The sequence below is a fragment of the Desertivirga brevis genome (assembly GCF_017355835.1).
The window spans coordinates 1,117,812-1,137,869 of sequence record NZ_JAFEWF010000001.1; the positions used below are offsets into that span (position 1 = coordinate 1,117,812).

Genomic DNA, 20,058 nt, shown 5'->3' on the forward strand with positions numbered 1-20,058 from the left:
GGGTTGTAGACCCGACAGCGTAAGAAAGTGATTTAGTAGCTCAATTTAAAAGCTCCGGAATTATTTTTAATCACCAGGCTCTTAACCTTAACTCCTTCTACCGCATTCGCTACACCCTGCGGATCGAATTTCGATACAGGATCTATAAAGTTCACAAAATCGTCTTTAAGCGCTACTGATCTATCATTAAGCTTTAAAGAGCTTAGATCACCAAAGCCATGTAAAACCACCTTAAGATTATTGAATTTAGATTTGAAGGAACCCTCTGCTTTTCCAAATTCGATAGTATTGGTGGCTGCATCATAATTTATGTTCCTTTTGTAAAAAGCACCTTTTTCATAATTATAGCTCTCGCCGTCATCCTCATAATAAACAAAATTATTGTTTACACTACCCTTATAGATATGAACAACTAATGTATCTGTTGGCTTTTCGGATGTAGATTGAACCAGCGACTGCATTGGAATAATACTACTTTCCTTTACATATACAGGAAGTTTATGAGATGCAATCTGAGCGATTTTCTCCTGATTACCATTTTCGAGTGCATCTGTATACAAGTCGTAGAACTTACCTTTTGGGAAGTAGATTTTTGCAAAAGCCTGAGTACTTGCAAATGGAGCAACCATGAACGCCTTTCCGAAAAAGTACTGATTCTGAAATTGGGTATCGTACACCTTCGGATCATGTGTATGATCAATTGCAAGGGTCCGCATTACCGGTAGTCCATTTTGCGTAGCCTCAAAGAAGGAAGAGTACAGGTAAGGCATCAATTTATAACGGAGATTGACATAATTCCTGGAGATCTCAAGAGCTTCCTCTCCGTAAGACCATGGCTCGGACGACTTAGTATTTACTGCTGTATGATTACGGAAATATGGAGTGAATGCACCTAACTGCATCCAGCGGGTAAACAATGCAACAGATGGGTTGCCTGTGAATCCGCCGATATCCATGCCTGAAAAAGGAACGCCACTCACGCCTAAACTATTCAGTAACCGCACGCCTGCTAACATATGGTCATCCTCCGAGCGGTTATCTCCGGTCCAGATAGCTGTATATCGTTGAAGTCCCGCATAGCCAGCTCTTGTAAGAATAAAAGGGCGTTTTCCCATCTCATTACGCGCCGACTCAAAACTTGCCCGGGCCATTTGCAGACCGTATACATTGTGTGCTTCTTTATGAGTAGTCATTTTTCCATCGTAATCAAAGATTACATTATTAGGCATTTTCTGTCCCCAAGTGGCAATCTCGTTCATGTCATTCCATAGACCGCTAACGCCTGTTTTAGCAAAGAACTTCACTTCGTTACCCCACCAGTCGCGACCTTTCGGACTTGTAAAGTCGGGGAAGTGACACCAGCCAGGCCACACCTGACCTGTATAGTTCTGGCCGTCAACATATTTAATAAATATGTTGTCTTTCAGACCCCGCTCGTAGGCTCCATACCCTTCTTCTACCTTTATCCCCGGATCAACGATCACAGTCGTTTTGAATCCCATGCTATTTAGCTTTGAGTTCATTTTTTGAGGGTCTAAGAAGCGGGACTTATTCCAGGTGAATAACTTGTAGTTATCCATGTAATGAATGTCTAATGTAATTCCATCAGCAGGGATCTTCTTTTCACGCAGTGTTTGGGCGATCCGGAGCACTTCTACATCAGGATAGTAGCTATACCGGTTCTGCTGATATCCAAGGCTCCAAAGCGGAGGAAGGTTCATTCGACCGGTAAGAGCTGTGTATGAGGTAATAATATCAGCAAGACGTGTATTGTAAATAAAGTAATAGTTCATCTCTCCGCCCTGGGCACTAAAGGACGAAAAACGATTATTACTGGCGCCAAAGTTGAAATCACTTTGGTAGGTATTATCCATAAAAATGCCGTAATTAAGACCAGCATGTATCCCTACATAAAAAGGAATGGTAGAATAAATCGGATCTTGGTTGGCTCCGTATCCAAATGCATCTGTATTCCAATTAGTATAGCCACTGCCAAAACGATCCAGATTACCGGTCTTTTCACCTAATCCAATGAACCGCTCACCTTGCTGCATCTTTTTATAGGTGGTCACCTCCTCTCCAATCCAGGAAGTAGTGAGACCATTTTCATCCTGATTGATCACCTTCCCATCTTTGGTGTAGAAGGTAATTGAATAGGGCGACTTAATAATCTTCGCCTGAAGTGAATCAGTTGCGATAGTTATATCCTCTGCAGTCTGACTGATATTTACCTTTGTAGTTTGTGGTTTAGCAATTACGGCATAAGAAAAATCGCGACCAAGGGCCTTCTTATCTAACCGTACACGGATCACGTTGGGGGCAAAAACACTAATTTCTCCAAAGGCATTTTCTGTGGTGATGGAAACTTTCTGATCTTTAATCTCAACAGCAGTGACTTTTCCAACACCTTTTACCGGACTCTGTGCCTGAGCTGACAGAAGGGAAAGCACCGATGCAGCGAAGACCAGATAAGATAAAATTCTTTTCATGTGTGTTTATAATTAGGATAAATAGTCCCGCAGGCTGATCAAAAGACCTGCAGGACAGAAATTAAAGGAATTTACAGTTTAGTTAGGGTATAAGTACCTGTTACCAGATTCATATCAATCCTATAGGTACCGGCAGCAGTTACATTTATATCGCTTCCGCCAGAAGCAAGCACCCCGCTTGACCCGCCGAAGTTGGTACCCCAATCATCGTTCAACCTGAATTTGATGGCACCCGGGATTAATGTAGTAGTCACACTCCAAAGCTTTGTCTCCCTGTTGTAGGTCATGTCGGTATCAGTGTTCCAACCCCCAAGTGTTGCACTACCAATAACACCCCATGAATAAGGAGTAAAGGTGATAGTATTGCTATTCAAATCAACAGTAACTTTAAATGTACCTGCCGATGGAGCTACTAAATCGCCTCCTCCAACGGAAATAGAACCTGCCGTTGATCCTTTACCATATTCGGGAGGTCCCCATGATTTTTTGGTTAGCACTTTAAAGCTTAAGTTTCCTGTTGTAAAGGTGATTAAGCCTTCGTAGATACCATTACTTGTAGGAGAAACTATGCTGTCTGCAGTTGCAGGGGTCCAACCCTGATAAGCACCAGGAACATACAGCCAACTTGTAGAAGCGTAAGGAGTAACCTTCATCTGCAAAGTATTCGAATATACAGGTGTATATTGCTCCGAAATAGATGATTTAATCCTTACCTCAATGTCTGTAGCCTTCTCTGTTGGGATCCCTAACTTAAGCACCAAGCTATTCAATTCGGCACCAGTGAATTCTTTCGTTAAAGCGTTGGCATCAAATGTCGCTTCTTCTGTATCTGTAAAGTTTGTTCCCTTTACGGCTATCTCTAGCGTGTTCGTTATGACGGCATCGTAACCAAAATCAGGCTTGGTGATGGTGATGGTAAGGGCTTTATTATTTTCGGCTGCTTTTGTAAGTACAATGGTACTCGCACTGGCCGATACTGTAGAAGGAGTTCCTGACGTGGCAACGATCATATCCCCTTCTTTTGAACATGCAGCAAAAAATAGTGCAAGCATGCTCAAGGTAAATATTCTATTTAACAACGATTTCATATTGTAATTCTTCGATGGTTAGTAACCTGTGTTCTGTTTCAAATTTGGATTGGCAATGAGATCAGTAGAAGGAATCGGGAATAAAGTCCTGAAAGATTCTACGCCCTTACCCGAAAGCGATCCACCCTTCCATGGCCATACATAAGAGGCATCAGTGAATTTACCAAAGCGGATCAGGTCTGTCCTTCTGAACGCTTCCCAGTACAGTTCTCTTGCCCTCTCATCCAAAATGCTGTTGAGACTTAAAAAAGTTAAGTTTCCTGAATTATTACCATAAGCCCTTTGACGAAGAAGATTAACATATTGCAAAGCCTGTGCAACCGTACCTCCGGTTCCTCCACGTAAAACCGCTTCTGCATAAATGAGATACATCTCAGCCAGACGGAAAAGCGGAAAATCTGTTGAGGTGTAAATACCTCCCACAGAAGGAGCAGTTGCACCCGTTGAAGTGATGTTCTTAAATTTAGTTACAGCTAAACCATCATTAAAGGTTGTTATATCTGTATTTGCTGTCTTTGAGCCAAAAAACATCGCCCTTTTATCAGAATTGCCGCTATAATCGCCGAATATCTCCGGTAGGGTCTGGCGACTGCGATTTCCACCCCAGCCCCCATTTGGAATACCGTAGGACGAAGGCCCCATAGCACCACTAATGGCAGCGTTAATTAAATAAGTAGTTCCGCCGAAGTTTTGAGTATATACACCATCATAGTTGATGGAAAGGATCGTTTCAGGGTTATTCAGGTTATTATCTGCAAGAAATAAATTAGCATATCTAGCATGCAGTGAATAACCGGCATCAATCACTTTTTTAGAGTAAGTGATCGCCTCGGTATATTTTGGAGTTCCGGTATAAACAGCGGCGTTCAGATACAAACGAGCCAATAAAGCCCAGGCTGCCGCCTTATCTGCCCTTCCATATTCATTCTGTTTTGCCGCAACTAACTCTGGTTCGATAGCCAGCAATTCAGACTCGACATACTTGAACAATTCAGCCCTTGTAATTTGTTTCGCTGCCTCAGCTCCAAATTCAGATTCCTCTGTTATAAAAGGAGGATTACCAAAAAGGTCCATAAGCACCCAGTATTGGAAAGCTCTTAAGAACCGCGCTTCGGCACGATATTGTTGGACGGCAGTTAGATCAGTACCGCTTATACCTCTGCCGCTGAGTTTAGCATCAGTACTCTCCTTTAAAAATGCGTTTGCAACAGTAATTTGGTACAAACTTCTTGTATACAGGCCTTGTAATAAGACATTGTTAGCATTCCAGGTTAATTGATCAAGTTCTCCTACCCCGCCTGCTGCATCGTTAACCCAAGCACACAATGCCTCGTCGGAAGTCAGTTCCTGTGCGTTCCAGTAAAGGCGAAGGAAGTCAGAAGTTCCTGCATCAATTCCACCCAGGTCGCTGCTTCCAGAACCTGTACTACCTGTTAGTGCATAAGCTCCGTATACTTTGGCAAGAACATTTTTATAGCCTGCTGCAGAATTAAAGGCCTCATCTCCAGCTACGTTATTTGTTGGAGTTAGGTCGAGATCCTTGTTGCAGGAACTAGCTGTAATAGCAATAATTATTGCTGTGAATATTTTGAATAGTCTTTTCATAACTGGTTATCCTTAAAAATTAGAATCCAACATTTATCCCTAGTACAAAAGTTCTGGGACGAGGGTATAGGTTGTAATCAATGCCATTTTGCACTTCCGGATCTACACCTTTATACTTGGTTACCGTAAATACATTGCGCACGTTTGCGGAAATATTGAAGCTCGAAATACCCTTTACCACTCTACCGAAATCGTAACTCAGTCCCAGATTATCCATTTTCAGGAATGAAGCATTTTTAATGTAATAGTCGCTGTAAAACTCGTTATTCGTAAAACCTGTGTTCAGGAAATCGGATGTAGCGTTATTGATCAAACCAGCAGGACTGATGATATTTGACGCTGTAGCGAAGTTTGCTGATATGTTGTCGTACAGGTAATTTCCGAGGCTCGATCTAAGCACAGTGCTTAAGGTCCATTTTTGATAGTTGAACGAGCTTGAGAATCCGAGGATCCATTTTGGAACCGGAGAATTATACAAATATCTGTCGGCGTTATTAATAGAACCATCATTATTCAAATCCTGATAAGCCCCCTGAATCGGTCTGCCATTACCATCATAGATCTGCTTGTATGTGTAAAAAGCATAGGGCGTGTTATTGATAGCATGAGCCTGAATAAAGTTACCAGTCGCACCGGTGATACCTCCTGTTAATATAACATCACTATTCAGACGAGTGATCTTACTTTTATTATGTGTAGCGTTGAAGCTAAGGTCCCAGTTCATGTTTTTCTTCCGTACCGGGTTTGCCGACAAAGAAAACTCCACCCCTTTATTTTCCATATTACCCAAATTGATAGTAAGGAAATTGCTAAAGTTGGAGCCAACTGATACGGGCACTCTACTGATCAGATCTTTAGTTTTTTTATAGTATACATCGATGCTACCAGAAATTCTGCCATTGAGGAACCCATAATCAATACCAGCGTTTGAAGTGGTGGTGGTCTCCCATTTTAAATCAGAGTTGTAAGGAACCGGAGTTGACATATAATAAAATTCATTTCCAATCTGGTAACGTGATTCATTACTACTACTATAATAAGTCGGCAAGTAGTAGTAATTGTCAATTCCTTCCTGCTGCCCAGTTACACCGTAACTCAAGCGAAGTTTAAGATCGGATATATTGTTATTGCTTGCCAGGAAGTCTTCCTGTTTTACTTTCCAGGTAAATGCTGCTGAGGGAAAAACACCCCAGCGGTTTTCTTCGCTGAACCTTGAAGATCCATCTGTACGTACGGTACCGGAAACAATATACTTGTTGGCTAAAGTGTAAATTACCCTTCCGTAATAAGATAATAATCTGTTTTCAGGAATATCGTAAGGATAAACCGGCTGACTGATCACAGTAGTTGCATCGGCCTGGTAGGTTGGGAAATTATTATTCCTTGTTCTGTAAGCGTAATACCCGTAACCCGCAGTAGCGTTAATATTGCTATTAATGGATTTCAAATCTTTAGCGTAGTTCAAATAGAACTCGGCTACCTTATTCGAATAATTATTATCGTACCGGGTGATATTGCCTTTAGTACCGATATTAGAGGCAGCAAAAGCAGGAATAAAAGTTCCACCTTTACCTTTTGCAACATCATATCCTAAATTTAAATTAGCATGAAGCTCGGGAAGGAAATGGAATGAATAGTCGAATTTAATATTACCGAAACTGCGTGCAACCTTACTTGAATCACTTTTGGTATTCAGCAGACCTACAGGGTTACGAGGTGCATTCGGATTTGGCGTAGAAGGATCTGTTTGCCATTCATAATAGCCGCCGAAAGAGTTATCGGCATAAACAGACTGAGTTGGATCAAACTGCGCAGCTGAAGTAATAGCACTCTGGTTTCCGAAAAAAGATTCAGAAAGAGATCCTTTAATGTTCAAATCGATTTTAAGATGCTTGTTGAATAATGAAGGAGAGACACTAAGAGCGCCTGATGTTCTCTTCATGTTGTCCCTTTGAAGGATACCGTCATTATCTAAATATCCCAGGGACACGCGAAACGGAACTTTCTTATAACTACCAGTTACACTCAGGTTATTATCAGAAGTGAAGGCTTCCCGGTAGATCTGGTCGTACCAGTTTGTATTTGCAGTTCCTAACAAAGCTTTTTGAACATCTGTTCCGTTTGCATTTACATATTCACGAACCTGATCTGCAGAGAGTACATTTAGTGTCCTGGACGCGTTGGCCAATGCAGCCTGACTGTTGAAGTTGAAAGTCAATCGACCGCTTTGCCCCTTTTTAGTAGTGATCAGAATAACCCCGTTCGACGCCCTTGAACCATATATAGCAGTTGCATTTGCGTCTTTTAACACGTTCATCGATTCAATGTCATTAGGGTTGATCAGGCTTAAAGCATTACCCACCCCTGAAATGCTACTACTGCTCAAGGGAACACCATCTACCACAATTAAAGGATCATTACTGGCATTGAGCGATGCACCACCTCTGATACGTATGGTAGAACTACCGCCAGGCTGTCCACCGCTGCTAGTGATCTGAACCCCGGCAACTTTACCAGTGATCAACTGTTCGGGAGACGTTACGTTTCCCTTTTGAAAATCTTTGGATGTCACCGTGGTAATAGAGCCGGTTACATCGTTTTTCTGTTGAGAGCCATAACCAATCACCACAACCTCGTTCAAGGATTGTGCACTCGGCTGCAATTGGATATTTAGTGTAGTAGCACCGCTGATATTAACAGTTTTAGTAAGAGGCTGATAACCAATAAAGGTTACCTGGACCGAAACACTCCCATTATTTAAGCCTGTTATTTTGAAATTACCGTTAGGATCTGTTGAAGTTCCCTTACTTAAACTTTTTATCACCACTGATGCTCCAGGCAGCGGTTCATTTTTTTCATCGGATACTTTACCTGTAAGGCTTCCTGTTTGTGCTAATGCTATTAAAGGGAATAATAACATTGCATACAGAAAAACATATCCTTTAGTATAGATTCTTCTCATTTTAAATTGGTTGAATTTTTGGTTCTTTGATTGGTTAAAGCTTCTTGCGCAATTGCTTTAATTTTTGGTACTCCATTTAATTTTCTCTCTCCTCCTTAATCTCCTGCCCTGCTAAGAATTTCTTACGTTTTGCTTGAATTTTTGCTTCTGCATAATTGGTACTATAAAATAGATTTAATTGGTTTCTTGATGATGATTTTCAAAGTCATATCATCATTCTTGATTGAATAACACAAATGTGGAGGGCTTTATTCTTAATTACTATTTCTTTAATAATTATTTAAAGAAATATCGCTTTTTTAAAACATAAACGCCTGATTATCACTTCACTGAAAAACAAACCAGGCCGAAAAATTTAAGGGCATTTTAGCTGAAAACTCAGCGTAAATAGAGGTAATTGATGCACCTGTCCGGTCATAAAGAATAAGAAATAGAGGTTGAACCCGAACACCAACACAAGTGTTGTAAACACAATTAAAGGATGAGGTTAATTTGATGCAATATTTATGGATGTAAAGATTTTTTTTAAGCAGATGCCTGCGTCTCCGCCCGGATCGACATTATCCGTTTCTCGAACTCCTCTCCGTGGATAAGCGCTTTTGCCTTCAAGCGCATTTTATAAACATAGATGGTTTTTTCTGAGTACTCGAGGATATTAGCTATGGCAGCATTATCCTCAATCCCCATACGGATAAGGGCAAATATTCGTAGATCGGTAGTTAGAACTTCATTCTCCTTCGGCCAGATCTGATCTTCTGGCTTGAACAAGGCATTAAATTCCTTCACAAAATTGGGAAATATCTTCAGGAACACATGATCAAAGGTATAGAACAGCGTCTCCCGCTCTTTTTTGATATTTATGCCATCTATAGTTATCTTAATATCTTCATATTTTTTCACAGACAGCTTCATATCTACAGATCGCTTGAGCTTCTCCAGCTTCGAGATGTACCCTGAAATTACGTTGAAGAAATAACCGATATATTCTTCCTTAATCCGTGTGCCTTCCAGTAACTTCTCATTTATCCTTTCAAGTTCCTTGTTGGTATCCTCAATAATGCGTTCCTTAGTCTGCAACTTCTTAAGTTGTTTATAGAGCATGATCGAGAATAGTATAATAATAATGGCGAGTAAAGAAATCGAAAAAAGATAAATCAGGAATTGCGTCTTTTCCCGCTCTGAATTGTTCAGTTTCTCGGCAGCTACAATTGGAAGCACAGTACTGATCTGCAATTGCCGCTGTCGTGCTCCATAGAACTCGGCGTCAGCCATTGCATGTCGGATGTAATTATAAGCGTTAACTATATCCCCTTCCTTATATAATATCTCCGACAGCCAAAAAAGGGCCACCGTCTCCTTTGTAGAAGAGCGAATATCGGCAATCGCTGCCTGGATTAGAAGATCAATTGCACGGTCTCCTTTTCTAGTGCTTGTATATAGATTGCTTAAAGTCGAAGAAGCAATAGCAAATTCGTGCTCTGAAAGGCCTTGCTTTTTCAACAGTTGATTCAGCTCTGTTTCTGCCTTGTTGTAATCCTTATTCTTAAAACTCTTATATGCTGTCCAATAAAGTTTATTGAAAGATCCGGTTTCACTAATGGTTATTGCCGAATCAATGTACTGGTTTGCTAGTTTATTGTATTGAGGAGAGTAATACCTGTCGTTAACATAGCTTGCCAGGTCGTAGTAAGCACGGGTGAGCATGGAGTAGTAATCTATTTTGGTGCTATCCGTTAAATATCCTACCCTCACCTCCTTCACACTGTCGAACGTTTCCTTAAACATACCGGAAGACAAAAGGATAAAACCAAGCTTAACTTTCGTATCGTACTGCTTTGCCCGGTCTTTTAAAACTGAACTTAGCTTTCCCATCCGGTTTACGTAGGTATAAGCAGAGTCGAACTGATACGATTTATAAGCCTCAAAGATCATTGCGCATAACTTGTACTGCCTTAGCGCGTTCCCGGGAGCTGTTCTTTTCAGTTGCGCTTTTAATTCTTGAAGTGCGGCTTCCCTTTTAGCATCATAAACCTGCTTTTGACCAAGCTCTAAATTAAGCTCGCTTATAAGGCTATCTCTTTGGTCGAATGCATAAGAAAGACCGCGTGTTAATAGAAGAAAAAGGAAAACTAAAAATATCCTCATAATTGGTACTAAAGGGGGCATAAAGCTATAACTATAACTTCAAACCAAAAAAAATATTGGAGATTCTTGCAATAAATACATACTTATAGTCTACCTAAACAATTACCGGATTTTTAACTTAAATTAGGACATCTATTCGCTGAACCATGCAGTTGACGCCCTTAAGAAGCAAGTCATTCAAAATCTACTATCTCTCGGAAAAAGCATTAACGCTCGAGTTTGGCAACGAGATCAATGAAGGCACTTCTCTCAAAATAAACCGCTTTCATTCCATTCTCAAAATTTTTCCATTTGAAGGTCTGCTCGCTGTTGTGCCGGCTTATACAACTTTAAGTATATTTTATGATCCTGTAACAGTTATAGGCAGCAAAAGCCTTTCCGGTTTAGACTGCTTTGAACGTATTTCTGATTATCTGGTAGAGATTGAAAGCAAGGATCAGGAAATTGAAACTCGAGAGGGAGAAATGATTTCGATCCCCGTTTACTATGGAGGTGAGCAAGGACCCGACCTTCAGGCGGTTGCGGAACATACAAAATTATCTCCTGAGGAAATTATAAGCCTTCATAGTTCTGCAGCGTACAGGGTATATATGATTGGATTTACTCCTGGGTTTGCCTATTTGGGCGGCATGCCAGAACAACTAGCCACACCTCGTAAAACAACTCCCGCAAGAGCGGTGTCTGCGGGATCGGTTGGTATTGCAGGCGTACAAACGGGCATCTACCCCTTAACTAGTCCGGGGGGCTGGCAGATCATAGGACAAACACCTTTAAAACTTTTTGACGCAAACCGGTCAAATCCAACATTGGTAAAAGCCGGTGACACTGTAAAATTCAGTGCCGTTAGTTTAGAGGAATTTAACCACCTAAAGCAAAGCTAAATGCAATTAAAAATACTTAAACCTGGCTTATTAAGCACTATACAGGATCTCGGGCGGTTGCAACACCTGGCAGAAGCTGTGCCTGTATCTGGCGCTATGGACCAATTGTCTTGTCGAATTGCCAACATAGTTTTAGGAAATGACGAAAATGCCCCGGTTATTGAATTTACCTACCATGGAGCCGAGCTATATGCAGAGACAGATCTGTTAATTTCCTTTTCAGGAGAGGGAGCGGTTTTACACGCAGAAGGAATAAACCTCCCTTCTGATCGCCCGATATTTTTACCCGCCACCACCCGTTTTTCGTTAGCCCCTGGTCAGGGCTGCCGTAGCTACCTCGCAGTAATTGGAGGATGGAACGTTCCTACCGTTTTAGGCAGTGCCAGTACTTACTTAACAGCAGAATTTGGAGGTCTGCATGGGCGGAATTTGAAGGAGAATGATCTTATTGTCAGCTCAGAGCTCTTTACCCCTATAAACAGGAATATCTTGAATAGATATATTGCTGATAAAATCAACTATCTTAATTGGAGTGCTTCCAAAAATAGTTTCCTTCCCACATGGAGAAAGGCAGTGAGGGTAATTCCAGGCAAAGAGTTTACGTGGTTTAGTGCAGAATCGCTCCTTGGCTTCCTCTCCGAACCGTTTACAGTTAATGTTCGCAGTGACCGTATGGCCTATCAGCTGGAAGGCTCTCCTATCACGCGGAATAAACCCGAGGAACTTATTTCAACAGCTGTAGCTCCTGGAACTATCCAGGTGACCGGAGATGGGAAACTGATGCTATTAATGGCCGATTGTCAGACAACAGGCGGTTACCCCAGAATTGCTCAGGTTGCATCAGTTGATCTGGCTATTTGCGCCCAACTCAAACCAGGGGATGAAGTTTTCTTTGAAGATATTAGCCGTAAGGAAGCAGAAAAACTATATCTTAAACAGGAACAAAACTTCAAGGAACTTAAAGCTTCTATTGCCAATAAGTTTGCATGATGATACCAGCAGTCGAAATATTGCTGTAATTCGTAATTTCGTATTGAGTATTTAATTCGTAGCTGCTTCTTATGATCATTGACATTAATTGCGATTTAGGTGAAGGATTCGGGAACTATCCGATGCCTAACGACACCATCCTTTTCGACTATATCAGCTCTGCTAATATTGCTTGCGGTTTCCATGCGGGAGACCCAGCAGTAATGGAGCGATCAGTAAGACTGGCGCATGAAAAAGGAGTAGCAATAGGCGCACATCCGGGATTAGCGGATTTGCAGGGATTCGGAAGACGTGAAATGAGGATCAGTGCTAAAGAGGCCTACCAGATTACAATTTATCAGATTGGTGCTTTATACGGATTTGTAAAGGCTGCAGGGGCAAAACTTAGTCATGTTAAGCCACACGGAGCATTATATAACATGGCGGCCAATGATAAACAATTGGCTGAAGCACTTGCTCAAGCTGTTTACGATTTCGACCCCCACCTTACTTTTTATGCCCTTTCGGGCAGCGAAATGATAACAGCAGCTTCAAGACTGGGATTAAAAACCGCATCAGAAGTATTTGCCGATCGTACTTACCAAAACGATGGAACACTTACTCCTCGCAGTCACAAAAACGCTCTCATTCACAACCAGGAACAATCCATCAATCAGGTATTAAGGATGATAAATCAGCAGGAAGTTGAATCTGCCGAGGGAAAAGTTGTTAAATTAAAGGCTGATACCATTTGTATCCACGGAGACGGGCCTAAAGCTGTTGAGTTTGCTAAATTAATTCATGAAAGACTGGTAAATACCGGGATAGAGATCAAGCCAACCACTTAGTTATATTTCTGCATGAAGCCTATTGTGTTGAAATACATTAATTAGGGAGCAGTCGTAGATCTATTCGCTGTGAATTCCTTATAACTTCTTTTGATATAATCGAAAAGGTCGAAGTCGTTCCAGCCCCTTACGAGTTCGGCAGAAGGCCAATAACGCTTTTTAAATTCCTCGAGCTCTTCATCCTTTATATTTACAGTCTTCCTTATATTGGCATCATTAAACCTCGCCGAAATGTCATAGTACTCAAGTTCAGCCTTCGCATACTTGTTAAACCGTCGCGCGCGTTTGCCGTCTTTGCTCAACAGCTCGTGGAAAAATGTTAGAGGACTTCCTCCGAAAGGTAATAATAATCCAAGGGGAGGCTTTCCCCCGTAATAGATCCCCTTCTTTCTAAATTCCTCTTCTACCTCTTTTAAATTTTGTCTCGGTGTGGTCGCTGTTACCTTAACCTCGGCCAGAAGGTTTGTTCCGGTAAGGTATACAAGAATATCTTTGAAATTTCGAACCGGCACTTTCTGTCCGGTATATCCTTCTGCCTCAATGATTAATGTATCACCAACAGAGGCCATAATTGAAAAAAGGCCGAAATGATCAGAAGAAACAGATATGCGCTTATTTTCATTATAAACAGTTGCATTATAAACCCGGGTAGAGGTTCCTTTTCGAAACACCACTCCGATTACAGGTTTTGATACTTGGGCAACTGTAGCCGATGCAAGCAACAAAAAGCACCACAAGACACAGAACTGTTTCTTAACTTCTTTCATTAAATAAACTTAATAATTGATTTCATAGTCATTTGATCTTTAACAGATTTTAACTGACAGTTTGCTTGTTTTTAAGAGGACAGAAAGAACCTCCATAAAACTTTCATCCTACGTTTGTGAGCTTTTGCTCATGGAAGTTTTAACGGTTTACCCTTAGTTAATTAAAAAAAAGCAGTAGTCTTCCTATTATCGAACCTCCCATCACTATAAAAGCAGTATTTAGCTTAGGAAAAAGAAGGTTCACTACAAAGCTAAGGAAAACAATGACTATCGTTCGCCAATCTACCAGAGACGCTTTGCCCATCTCTATGCAGACAGCAAGAATTAATCCTATGGAAGCCACGTTCACCGCATCTAAAAATCCGGACATTAGTTTAGAACGTCGCAATTTAGGTATTAGAGGATTTAATAAGCTCACAAAGAAAAAAGAAGGAAGAAAAATACCTATAGTCGCCGCAACAGCTCCCCCAATACCTCCTACTTGCCATCCAATGAATGTAGCAGAAGAGAACACAGGTCCGGGAGTAAACTGTCCCACAGCTATTGCATCGACCAGGGTTTGGTGACTTATCAGTCCTCTCTTCACCAACTCGGCATCAAGGAAAGCAAAAAGTACATAACCACTACCATAAAGGATAGCTCCTATTTTCAGAAATATCAGGAGGAGTTTATAGTTACTGAAGGTGTCAGAGGAAACCGGCTTTATGGCAGGCAGCCATAGAAGAGGAACGAAGGAAATTGCCTTCTTTTCTTTATACAGATTTAGCAATATACCCAAGGCTCCTGCGCCGAATAACACATATATTTCATTTAGTCCCGCTAGAGCAAGGCAAGCTGCTAAAACTCCTATAACCCCCGCTTCTACTGTTTTTATAGCTTTCCTACTTAGCGAAAACATCAATGAAACGATAACAGCAAGGACAGCAGGCTTAATCCCGTAAACAAATCCAGCTACCTGAGGCAAAGTGCCATACTCTTTGTAGAGATGTGCAAGAATACCTGTTATGAATACGGCAGGCAGAATAAAACAAAGTCCCGCCGCTACCAGACCTTTCCAACCCGCCCTGGCATTACCGATATGCATAGTCATCTCAGTCGAATTGGGACCCGGAATTAGATTTGTTGCTCCAAGCAGGTCGAGAAAATGCTCTTCCGTCATCCAGGCCTTCTTCTTAACCACCTCCCACTCCATCATCGCAATATGAGCAGCAGGACCACCAAAAGCTGTAAACCCCAGTCTTAGGAATAGAAATATTACTTCTTTCAGGTTTGTAGTAAACGTTTTCAATGAATCTTTATCAATAAAGCGTTATCAAGTCTATAAATGAGGTTTTAATAAACCCAACCAAAATAGAAATATTACGTTAAGCCTTTGTTATGCTGATTAAATATCTATTTGTACTTATGGCTACAGCAAACTTAACTGTCAGGGCATCAGAATTACCGCCGAACCTGACGAAATTTGGTAAAAACAAATGTATTCCGAAGGTTATCGAAAGACCGGTTTTAATAGCACTCTCTTATTATCCTGAATTGGAGGACACACATATCAAGTTTGTTTTCAAAAAACGCATTAATGGATCGGTAATGCAAGCTCAACCACTTCCCATTTCTATTATAAAGAGAAGGGAAAACAGGGAATACCAAATTAATATAAGTTCGATGTTGAAGCTTGTCTCTTCAGCTACACCTATCCATCAGCTTCCCGATAATATAATGATTGGTTGGATTGGCCATGAACTGGGACATATTATGGACTATGAACAGAGAAGTAAGTTTGGATTGATAAAATTCGGGATAGGATACTTGCTCTCTTCCGGCTATCGTAGACAGGGAGAAACAAATGCAGATACTTATGCTGTAAATCATGGACTTGCCGATTATATCATTGCTACTAAACGCTTTATACTCGAGCATGCGGAATTACCAAAAGAATATAAAGAGAAAATCGCCAGGCTTTACCTCTCCCCTGACGATATTGTAGAACAGGTAAGGAAACTGGAAGAGAAAAAAGTTACAGAACAGAAAAAAGCCTTACACCAGTGACCTGATATATTTCTCGAATTCCAGAAAATCCTCTTCCTTCATCACTCTCGGTATTTTTGCCTGGCCTCCTAGCTTTTTAAACTCCTGGCTCCAGCGGTAGATCTTGTCGAAGTGAACAACCTCGGCCTCGACTTTTTTCAAAGCTTTGGTCCTTGCCACCTTATAATTCTTATTATTCTCACTTAAATAATTGTCAAGGAACTGTGCAACTGAAGTTGGGTCAACAACTTTATCAGCACCGATGATCCACTGTGTAACATAATCTTCATCTCTGAGTACAGTCGCCACTACATACTCCTGTACTTCAAGGTCAAATTCACTTTCTAATTGTTCTATTGCAGCATTCATTTGATGAACGGACAATTGTTCACCTACCACATTAAGGTAGTGCTTCGTCCGGCCGCTGATCTTTATCTCGGCCCTTTGCTTATCAGTGATCAAAACTGTATCCCCGATCATATAGCGCCATGCTCCTGACACCGTCGAAATTAGTAGTACATACTCTTGCCCCTCTTCAACTTCACCAATCGTTAGCACCTTCGCCTCTGTTTTCACCCTTCCCTCTTCATCCAGATTTTCAGGAGTGAATGGAACAAATTCGAAAAATATACCATTATCGGTTATCAATGCCATGGCAGTAGTCTCAGGTCTTTTCTGCGTTGCAATATATCCTTCAGAAGCAAGATAGGTATCTATGAAAATAAGGGGTCTGGCAAGAAGCTTTTCAAAGCTTTTCTTATACGGTTCATAAGCTACTCCCCCTGGCGTATACACTTGCAGGTTCGGCCAGATATCATGAATAGTATTGAGTTTGTTATGAGAAATCACCTCTTTAAGCATCATTTCAATCCATGATGGAATACCACTTAGGCCACCAATATCCCAATTAGGAGCCTCCTCTGCAATTCTCTTCACCTTTTCGTCCCAATCACGTAGTGCAGCTATCTCCGCGCCAGGTTTATAATATCCCCTAAACCAAACCGGAATATTACTAGCACTAATCCCACTTATTTCTCCTTCCGAATGATCGTCTTTTTCTATAAGATCGGTAGAGCTACCAAGCATCAAAATCTGTTTTCCAAAAAAATCAGCCGGAAGATCAAAATTCTTTAAACTCAGTACCTGCTGCACTGCTGCCTTACGGATAGATTCTACCATATCATCTGTTACAGGAATGTATTTACTATGACTGGTAGTTCCGCTGCTTAAAGCAAAATACTTTTGTCCGCCGGGCCAGGTAACGTTTTGATGTCCCTCTAACAAGTAATGCCACCAATCTGTATACATCTTATCGTAATCATGTACGGGGACACTATCCTGAAAAGCCTGAACAATATTCCCGGAGGAAAGCAGCTGGGTAAAATTATACTTCTTTCCAAAAGCTGTTAACCTTGCTTTTGTTAACAACGCTCTCAAGGTTTCATGCTGAGCTTTCGCCGGATCAGGAGTGCCACTGATAAACCCATAAACATCTATCGCTTTTTTAATGAATTCGCCAAGTACTGCCATAGTAATTATCTGCTGGCTTTAATACAGTAATGTTAGGAGATGTGTTTGAGGGGGTTCAATTTAATCTTATTTTCTAAGTCATAAATCTATTATTGTGAAACTTGCAACAATAACGGAAAATTTCTTTAGCCAACTCTAATATTTATCAAAAAGACAACGTTTTTTTATTTTTATTGAAATAATAAAAATTTAACACAGGATTCCTTGAAACAATATCATCAAAAACGTATTTTTGTTATGTAATACAACAGTACGAGAATGATAAGTTTACCAGGTTATAATTTTCCTTTAAGTTTCAAAGAGTTTGTTAAGAACTATTTGATTCCACGCTCTACATCAAAATTTTATGCTACCGAACCAAAGACGTCTGTCGATTTGAATAAATCACAATTTCTAATTGTGTCAGATGATCCTTTTACTAGCTTTGTTTTCGGCAGGTCTATTGAAAAATGGAATGGAAGAGTACATATAGCCGAAACAGATAAGCAAGCTTTGGAATTTATCCACCGTAACTCGTATAGGGCAGTACTGGTAGATATCAAAGATGTTAGCGCAGAAGCTGTAAGTTTGTATAAGCAATTTGTTGATAAAATTGATGATAAGTCTTTATTAATCGCCCTGATCGATGAAGCAACTGTGCATTTAAAAGATGAATTGTTGCAGGCGGGATATAATGGAACTTTGGACAAGGAAATTGAGCCGGCCGAACTGTCTGAGAAGCTTCGTGAAATTGCATAAAATCTATGTAAGAACATTTAAAAGCCTTATCTTGTTCCCGTTTTAAACAAAGCACAAGATGAAGACTGTAAAAAATTTATATCATTCCGCCGGTAAAGTATTGTTTAGCTGCCTTATTGTTCTGTTTACTCATGCATCTGCATTCGCTGTAAACATTGCCGACAGCGATTTAAGCAATAGCGCCGGAACAAATAAGAACTGGCTTAACTCATTCTGGTTCTTTGTCTGCGTAGCATTCCTGGTTGCCGCTGCAGTAATTGGTTTTAGTAACAAATACACTCGTGTTAGAAGAGACTACAAAGGTCCTGCTGATACGACGAAACGTTAACATAAAAACTCTGTTGCAAAGCTTAGTAGAGGCAATCTATAAGTTGCTTCTCTGCTAAGCTTTGTATAATAAGTTTCCTTGCCTTGTCCTCCGCTACTCCCTTTTATCACACTACCAACCCCCTTAAAATTCAATAAATAAAATCCTACCGTTGGATCATTTCCTTGGGTAAATCATTATGCTACCCCGCCTGTAATTAATAATTTAAATAGTTCAGTAACTTTTTCATTACGGGATCGATTTCGGATTTCTCCTGCTTAATGAAGTGCTTTATTCTTGCCGTAATTCTATTAAATTAGTGCTGAACTAAAACCAATTATGGAACGAAGGAAATTTTTACAGCAGACCGGAACGGTCTTGGCGGGAACACTTCTTACAAATAATTTATTAGCCGATACCCTCGAATTAAAGAAGAAAAAAGTGGCTATGGTTGGTACCGGCCATAGGGGTACAGGAATGTGGGGAAGCGAAGTATTAAAAGAACATAGCAATGTTATAGAATTCGTTGGTCTTTGCGATAAGAATCCGGGGCGTGTACAAACAGCTAAAAAGCTTATGAACGTTAATTGCAAAACGTACACGGATCTGGACAAAATGCTGAAGGAACAAAAGCCTGAAATTTTAATTGTTACTACCGTAGACAATACGCACGACGAGATGATCATTAAAGGCCTTGAGGCTGGCTGTGATATTGTGACAGAAAAACCCATGACCACTGATGAAACAAAGTGTCAGGCAATTATAGACGCAGAAGCAAGAACAGGTAAAAAAGTACATGTTACTTTCAACTACCGGTATTCCCCCCACCGCCAGAAGATCTATGAACTATTGAATAGTGGAGCAATTGGTGAAGTTACATCGGTGGATTTTCATTGGTATCTTGATACATCTCATGGGGCCGACTATTTCAGAAGATGGCATAGAAAGAGAGAAAACAGTGGAACTCTCCTAGTGCACAAATCAACCCATCACTTTGATCTGCTCAACTGGTGGCTAAACTCAGAACCAGAAGAGGTATTTGCTTATGGCTCACTGGAGCATTACGGTAAAAACAATTCTTTCCGGTATTCGCATTGCCGTCCTTGTCCACACAAAGACAAATGCAACTTCTACTTCGACATAACGAAAGACGAGCGTTTGATGAAATTATATGTGGAGAATGAAAAACATGATGGCTATTTAAGGGATGGCTGTGTGTGGAAGGAAGATATCGACATTTTTGATAAAATGGCCGTTCAGATCAAATATGCAAATAAGGTACAGGTTAGTTATTCCCTAACTACCTACTCACCATATGAAGGCTATCGTATTTCCTTTAATGGAAGAAAAGGTAAATTAGATGCCTGGATCCATGAAAAGCAACCATGGGAAATGGAGAAATACGATGAACTTCAGTTAACCAAGAACTTTGGAAAAACAGAGTATATCCGGATTGACAATACAGAAGTGGGTCATGGAGGCGGTGATATAAGGTTAAGAAAGCAGATCTTTACACCCGGAGAAGATAAATACAAGCAAGCTGCCGGCACCAGAGATGGTGCTATGTCTATCCTCGTTGGTATTGCTGCGAGAAAAAGTATTGATAGTGGTAAGCCTGTGAAAATCGAAGGACTAACCAGCTTGAAGCCTAAGATAATAAAGAGTTAATGCCAATAAGTAGAAAAGGACCGTTTGCAAATACAA

15 protein-coding genes are annotated in these 20,058 nt (G+C 40.7%); 7 read left to right on the forward strand and 8 right to left on the reverse strand.

All coding sequences use genetic code 11. The annotated features are described in order from the left end of the window. Positions 1-32 precede the first annotated feature (32 nt). From J4N25_RS05015 to susR, 5 genes are all read right to left on the reverse strand, one after another. Positions 33-2,489 carry a glycoside hydrolase family 31 protein gene (locus J4N25_RS05015; protein ID WP_207421045.1) on the reverse strand — a complete coding sequence of 819 codons (2,457 nt, stop codon included), beginning with the start codon at positions 2,487-2,489 and terminating at the stop codon, positions 33-35. 71 nt (positions 2,490-2,560) lie between these two features. Continuing rightward, a complete protein-coding gene (locus J4N25_RS05020) occupies positions 2,561-3,577 on the reverse strand; it encodes a SusE domain-containing protein (protein WP_207421046.1) in 1,017 nt (338 codons plus the stop codon). 18 nt (positions 3,578-3,595) lie between these two features. Next, positions 3,596-5,182, reverse strand: a complete 1,587-nt coding sequence (locus J4N25_RS05025) for a RagB/SusD family nutrient uptake outer membrane protein (protein WP_207421047.1) — start codon at positions 5,180-5,182, stop codon at positions 3,596-3,598. 19 nt (positions 5,183-5,201) lie between these two features. After that, entirely contained in the window at positions 5,202-8,144 is a 2,943-nt protein-coding gene (locus J4N25_RS05030; RefSeq protein WP_207421048.1) for a SusC/RagA family TonB-linked outer membrane protein, read from the reverse strand. Positions 8,145-8,669: 525 nt separating this feature from the next. Beyond that, on the reverse strand, positions 8,670-10,289 hold the full coding sequence (gene susR / locus J4N25_RS05035) for a SusR family glycan utilization regulator (protein WP_207421049.1): 1,620 nt from the start codon (positions 10,287-10,289) through the stop codon (positions 8,670-8,672). Positions 10,290-10,435: 146 nt separating this feature from the next. Between susR and pxpB the strand changes: the two genes are divergently transcribed. The 3 genes from pxpB (at position 10,436) to J4N25_RS05050 (ending at position 12,987) form a co-directional block, all read left to right on the forward strand. Beyond that, positions 10,436-11,170 (forward strand): 5-oxoprolinase subunit PxpB, encoded by a 735-nt coding sequence (gene pxpB / locus J4N25_RS05040; protein WP_207421050.1) that lies wholly within the window; start codon positions 10,436-10,438, stop codon positions 11,168-11,170. Then, a complete protein-coding gene (locus J4N25_RS05045; protein ID WP_207421051.1) occupies positions 11,171-12,160 on the forward strand; it encodes a 5-oxoprolinase subunit C family protein in 990 nt (329 codons plus the stop codon). A gap of 71 nt (positions 12,161-12,231) precedes the next feature. Continuing rightward, entirely contained in the window at positions 12,232-12,987 is a 756-nt protein-coding gene (locus J4N25_RS05050; protein ID WP_207421052.1) for a LamB/YcsF family protein, read from the forward strand. 41 nt (positions 12,988-13,028) lie between these two features. Here the strand turns inward: J4N25_RS05050 and J4N25_RS05055 are convergent, their stop codons facing one another. Together J4N25_RS05055 and chrA are read right to left on the reverse strand one after the other, a co-directional pair. After that, on the reverse strand, positions 13,029-13,754 hold the full coding sequence (locus J4N25_RS05055; protein WP_207421053.1) for a hypothetical protein: 726 nt from the start codon (positions 13,752-13,754) through the stop codon (positions 13,029-13,031). Between the two features lie 157 nt (positions 13,755-13,911). Continuing rightward, positions 13,912-15,042: a chromate efflux transporter gene (gene chrA, locus J4N25_RS05060; RefSeq protein ID WP_242695778.1), complete on the reverse strand. Its 1,131-nt coding sequence runs from the start codon at positions 15,040-15,042 to the stop codon at positions 13,912-13,914. Positions 15,043-15,131: 89 nt separating this feature from the next. On the opposite strand from chrA, the gene J4N25_RS05065 reads away from it, so the two are divergent. Further along, positions 15,132-15,800 carry a hypothetical protein gene (locus J4N25_RS05065; protein WP_207421054.1) on the forward strand — a complete coding sequence of 223 codons (669 nt, stop codon included), beginning with the start codon at positions 15,132-15,134 and terminating at the stop codon, positions 15,798-15,800. Here the strand turns inward: J4N25_RS05065 and J4N25_RS05070 are convergent. Beyond that, entirely contained in the window at positions 15,789-17,309 is a 1,521-nt protein-coding gene (locus J4N25_RS05070; RefSeq protein WP_207421055.1) for a GH3 family acyl-acid amido synthetase, read from the reverse strand. The genes J4N25_RS05065 and J4N25_RS05070 overlap by 12 nt on opposite strands. A 258-nt stretch (positions 17,310-17,567) precedes the next feature. On the opposite strand from J4N25_RS05070, the gene J4N25_RS05075 reads away from it, so the two are divergent. From J4N25_RS05075 to J4N25_RS05085, 3 genes are all read left to right on the forward strand, one after another. Beyond that, on the forward strand, positions 17,568-18,047 hold the full coding sequence (locus J4N25_RS05075) for a response regulator (protein WP_207421056.1): 480 nt from the start codon (positions 17,568-17,570) through the stop codon (positions 18,045-18,047). Between the two features lie 58 nt (positions 18,048-18,105). Further along, positions 18,106-18,375, forward strand: a complete 270-nt coding sequence (locus J4N25_RS05080) for a hypothetical protein (RefSeq protein WP_207421057.1) — start codon at positions 18,106-18,108, stop codon at positions 18,373-18,375. A gap of 318 nt (positions 18,376-18,693) precedes the next feature. Continuing rightward, on the forward strand, positions 18,694-20,022 hold the full coding sequence (locus J4N25_RS05085; protein WP_207421058.1) for a Gfo/Idh/MocA family protein: 1,329 nt from the start codon (positions 18,694-18,696) through the stop codon (positions 20,020-20,022). Positions 20,023-20,058 lie beyond the last annotated feature (36 nt).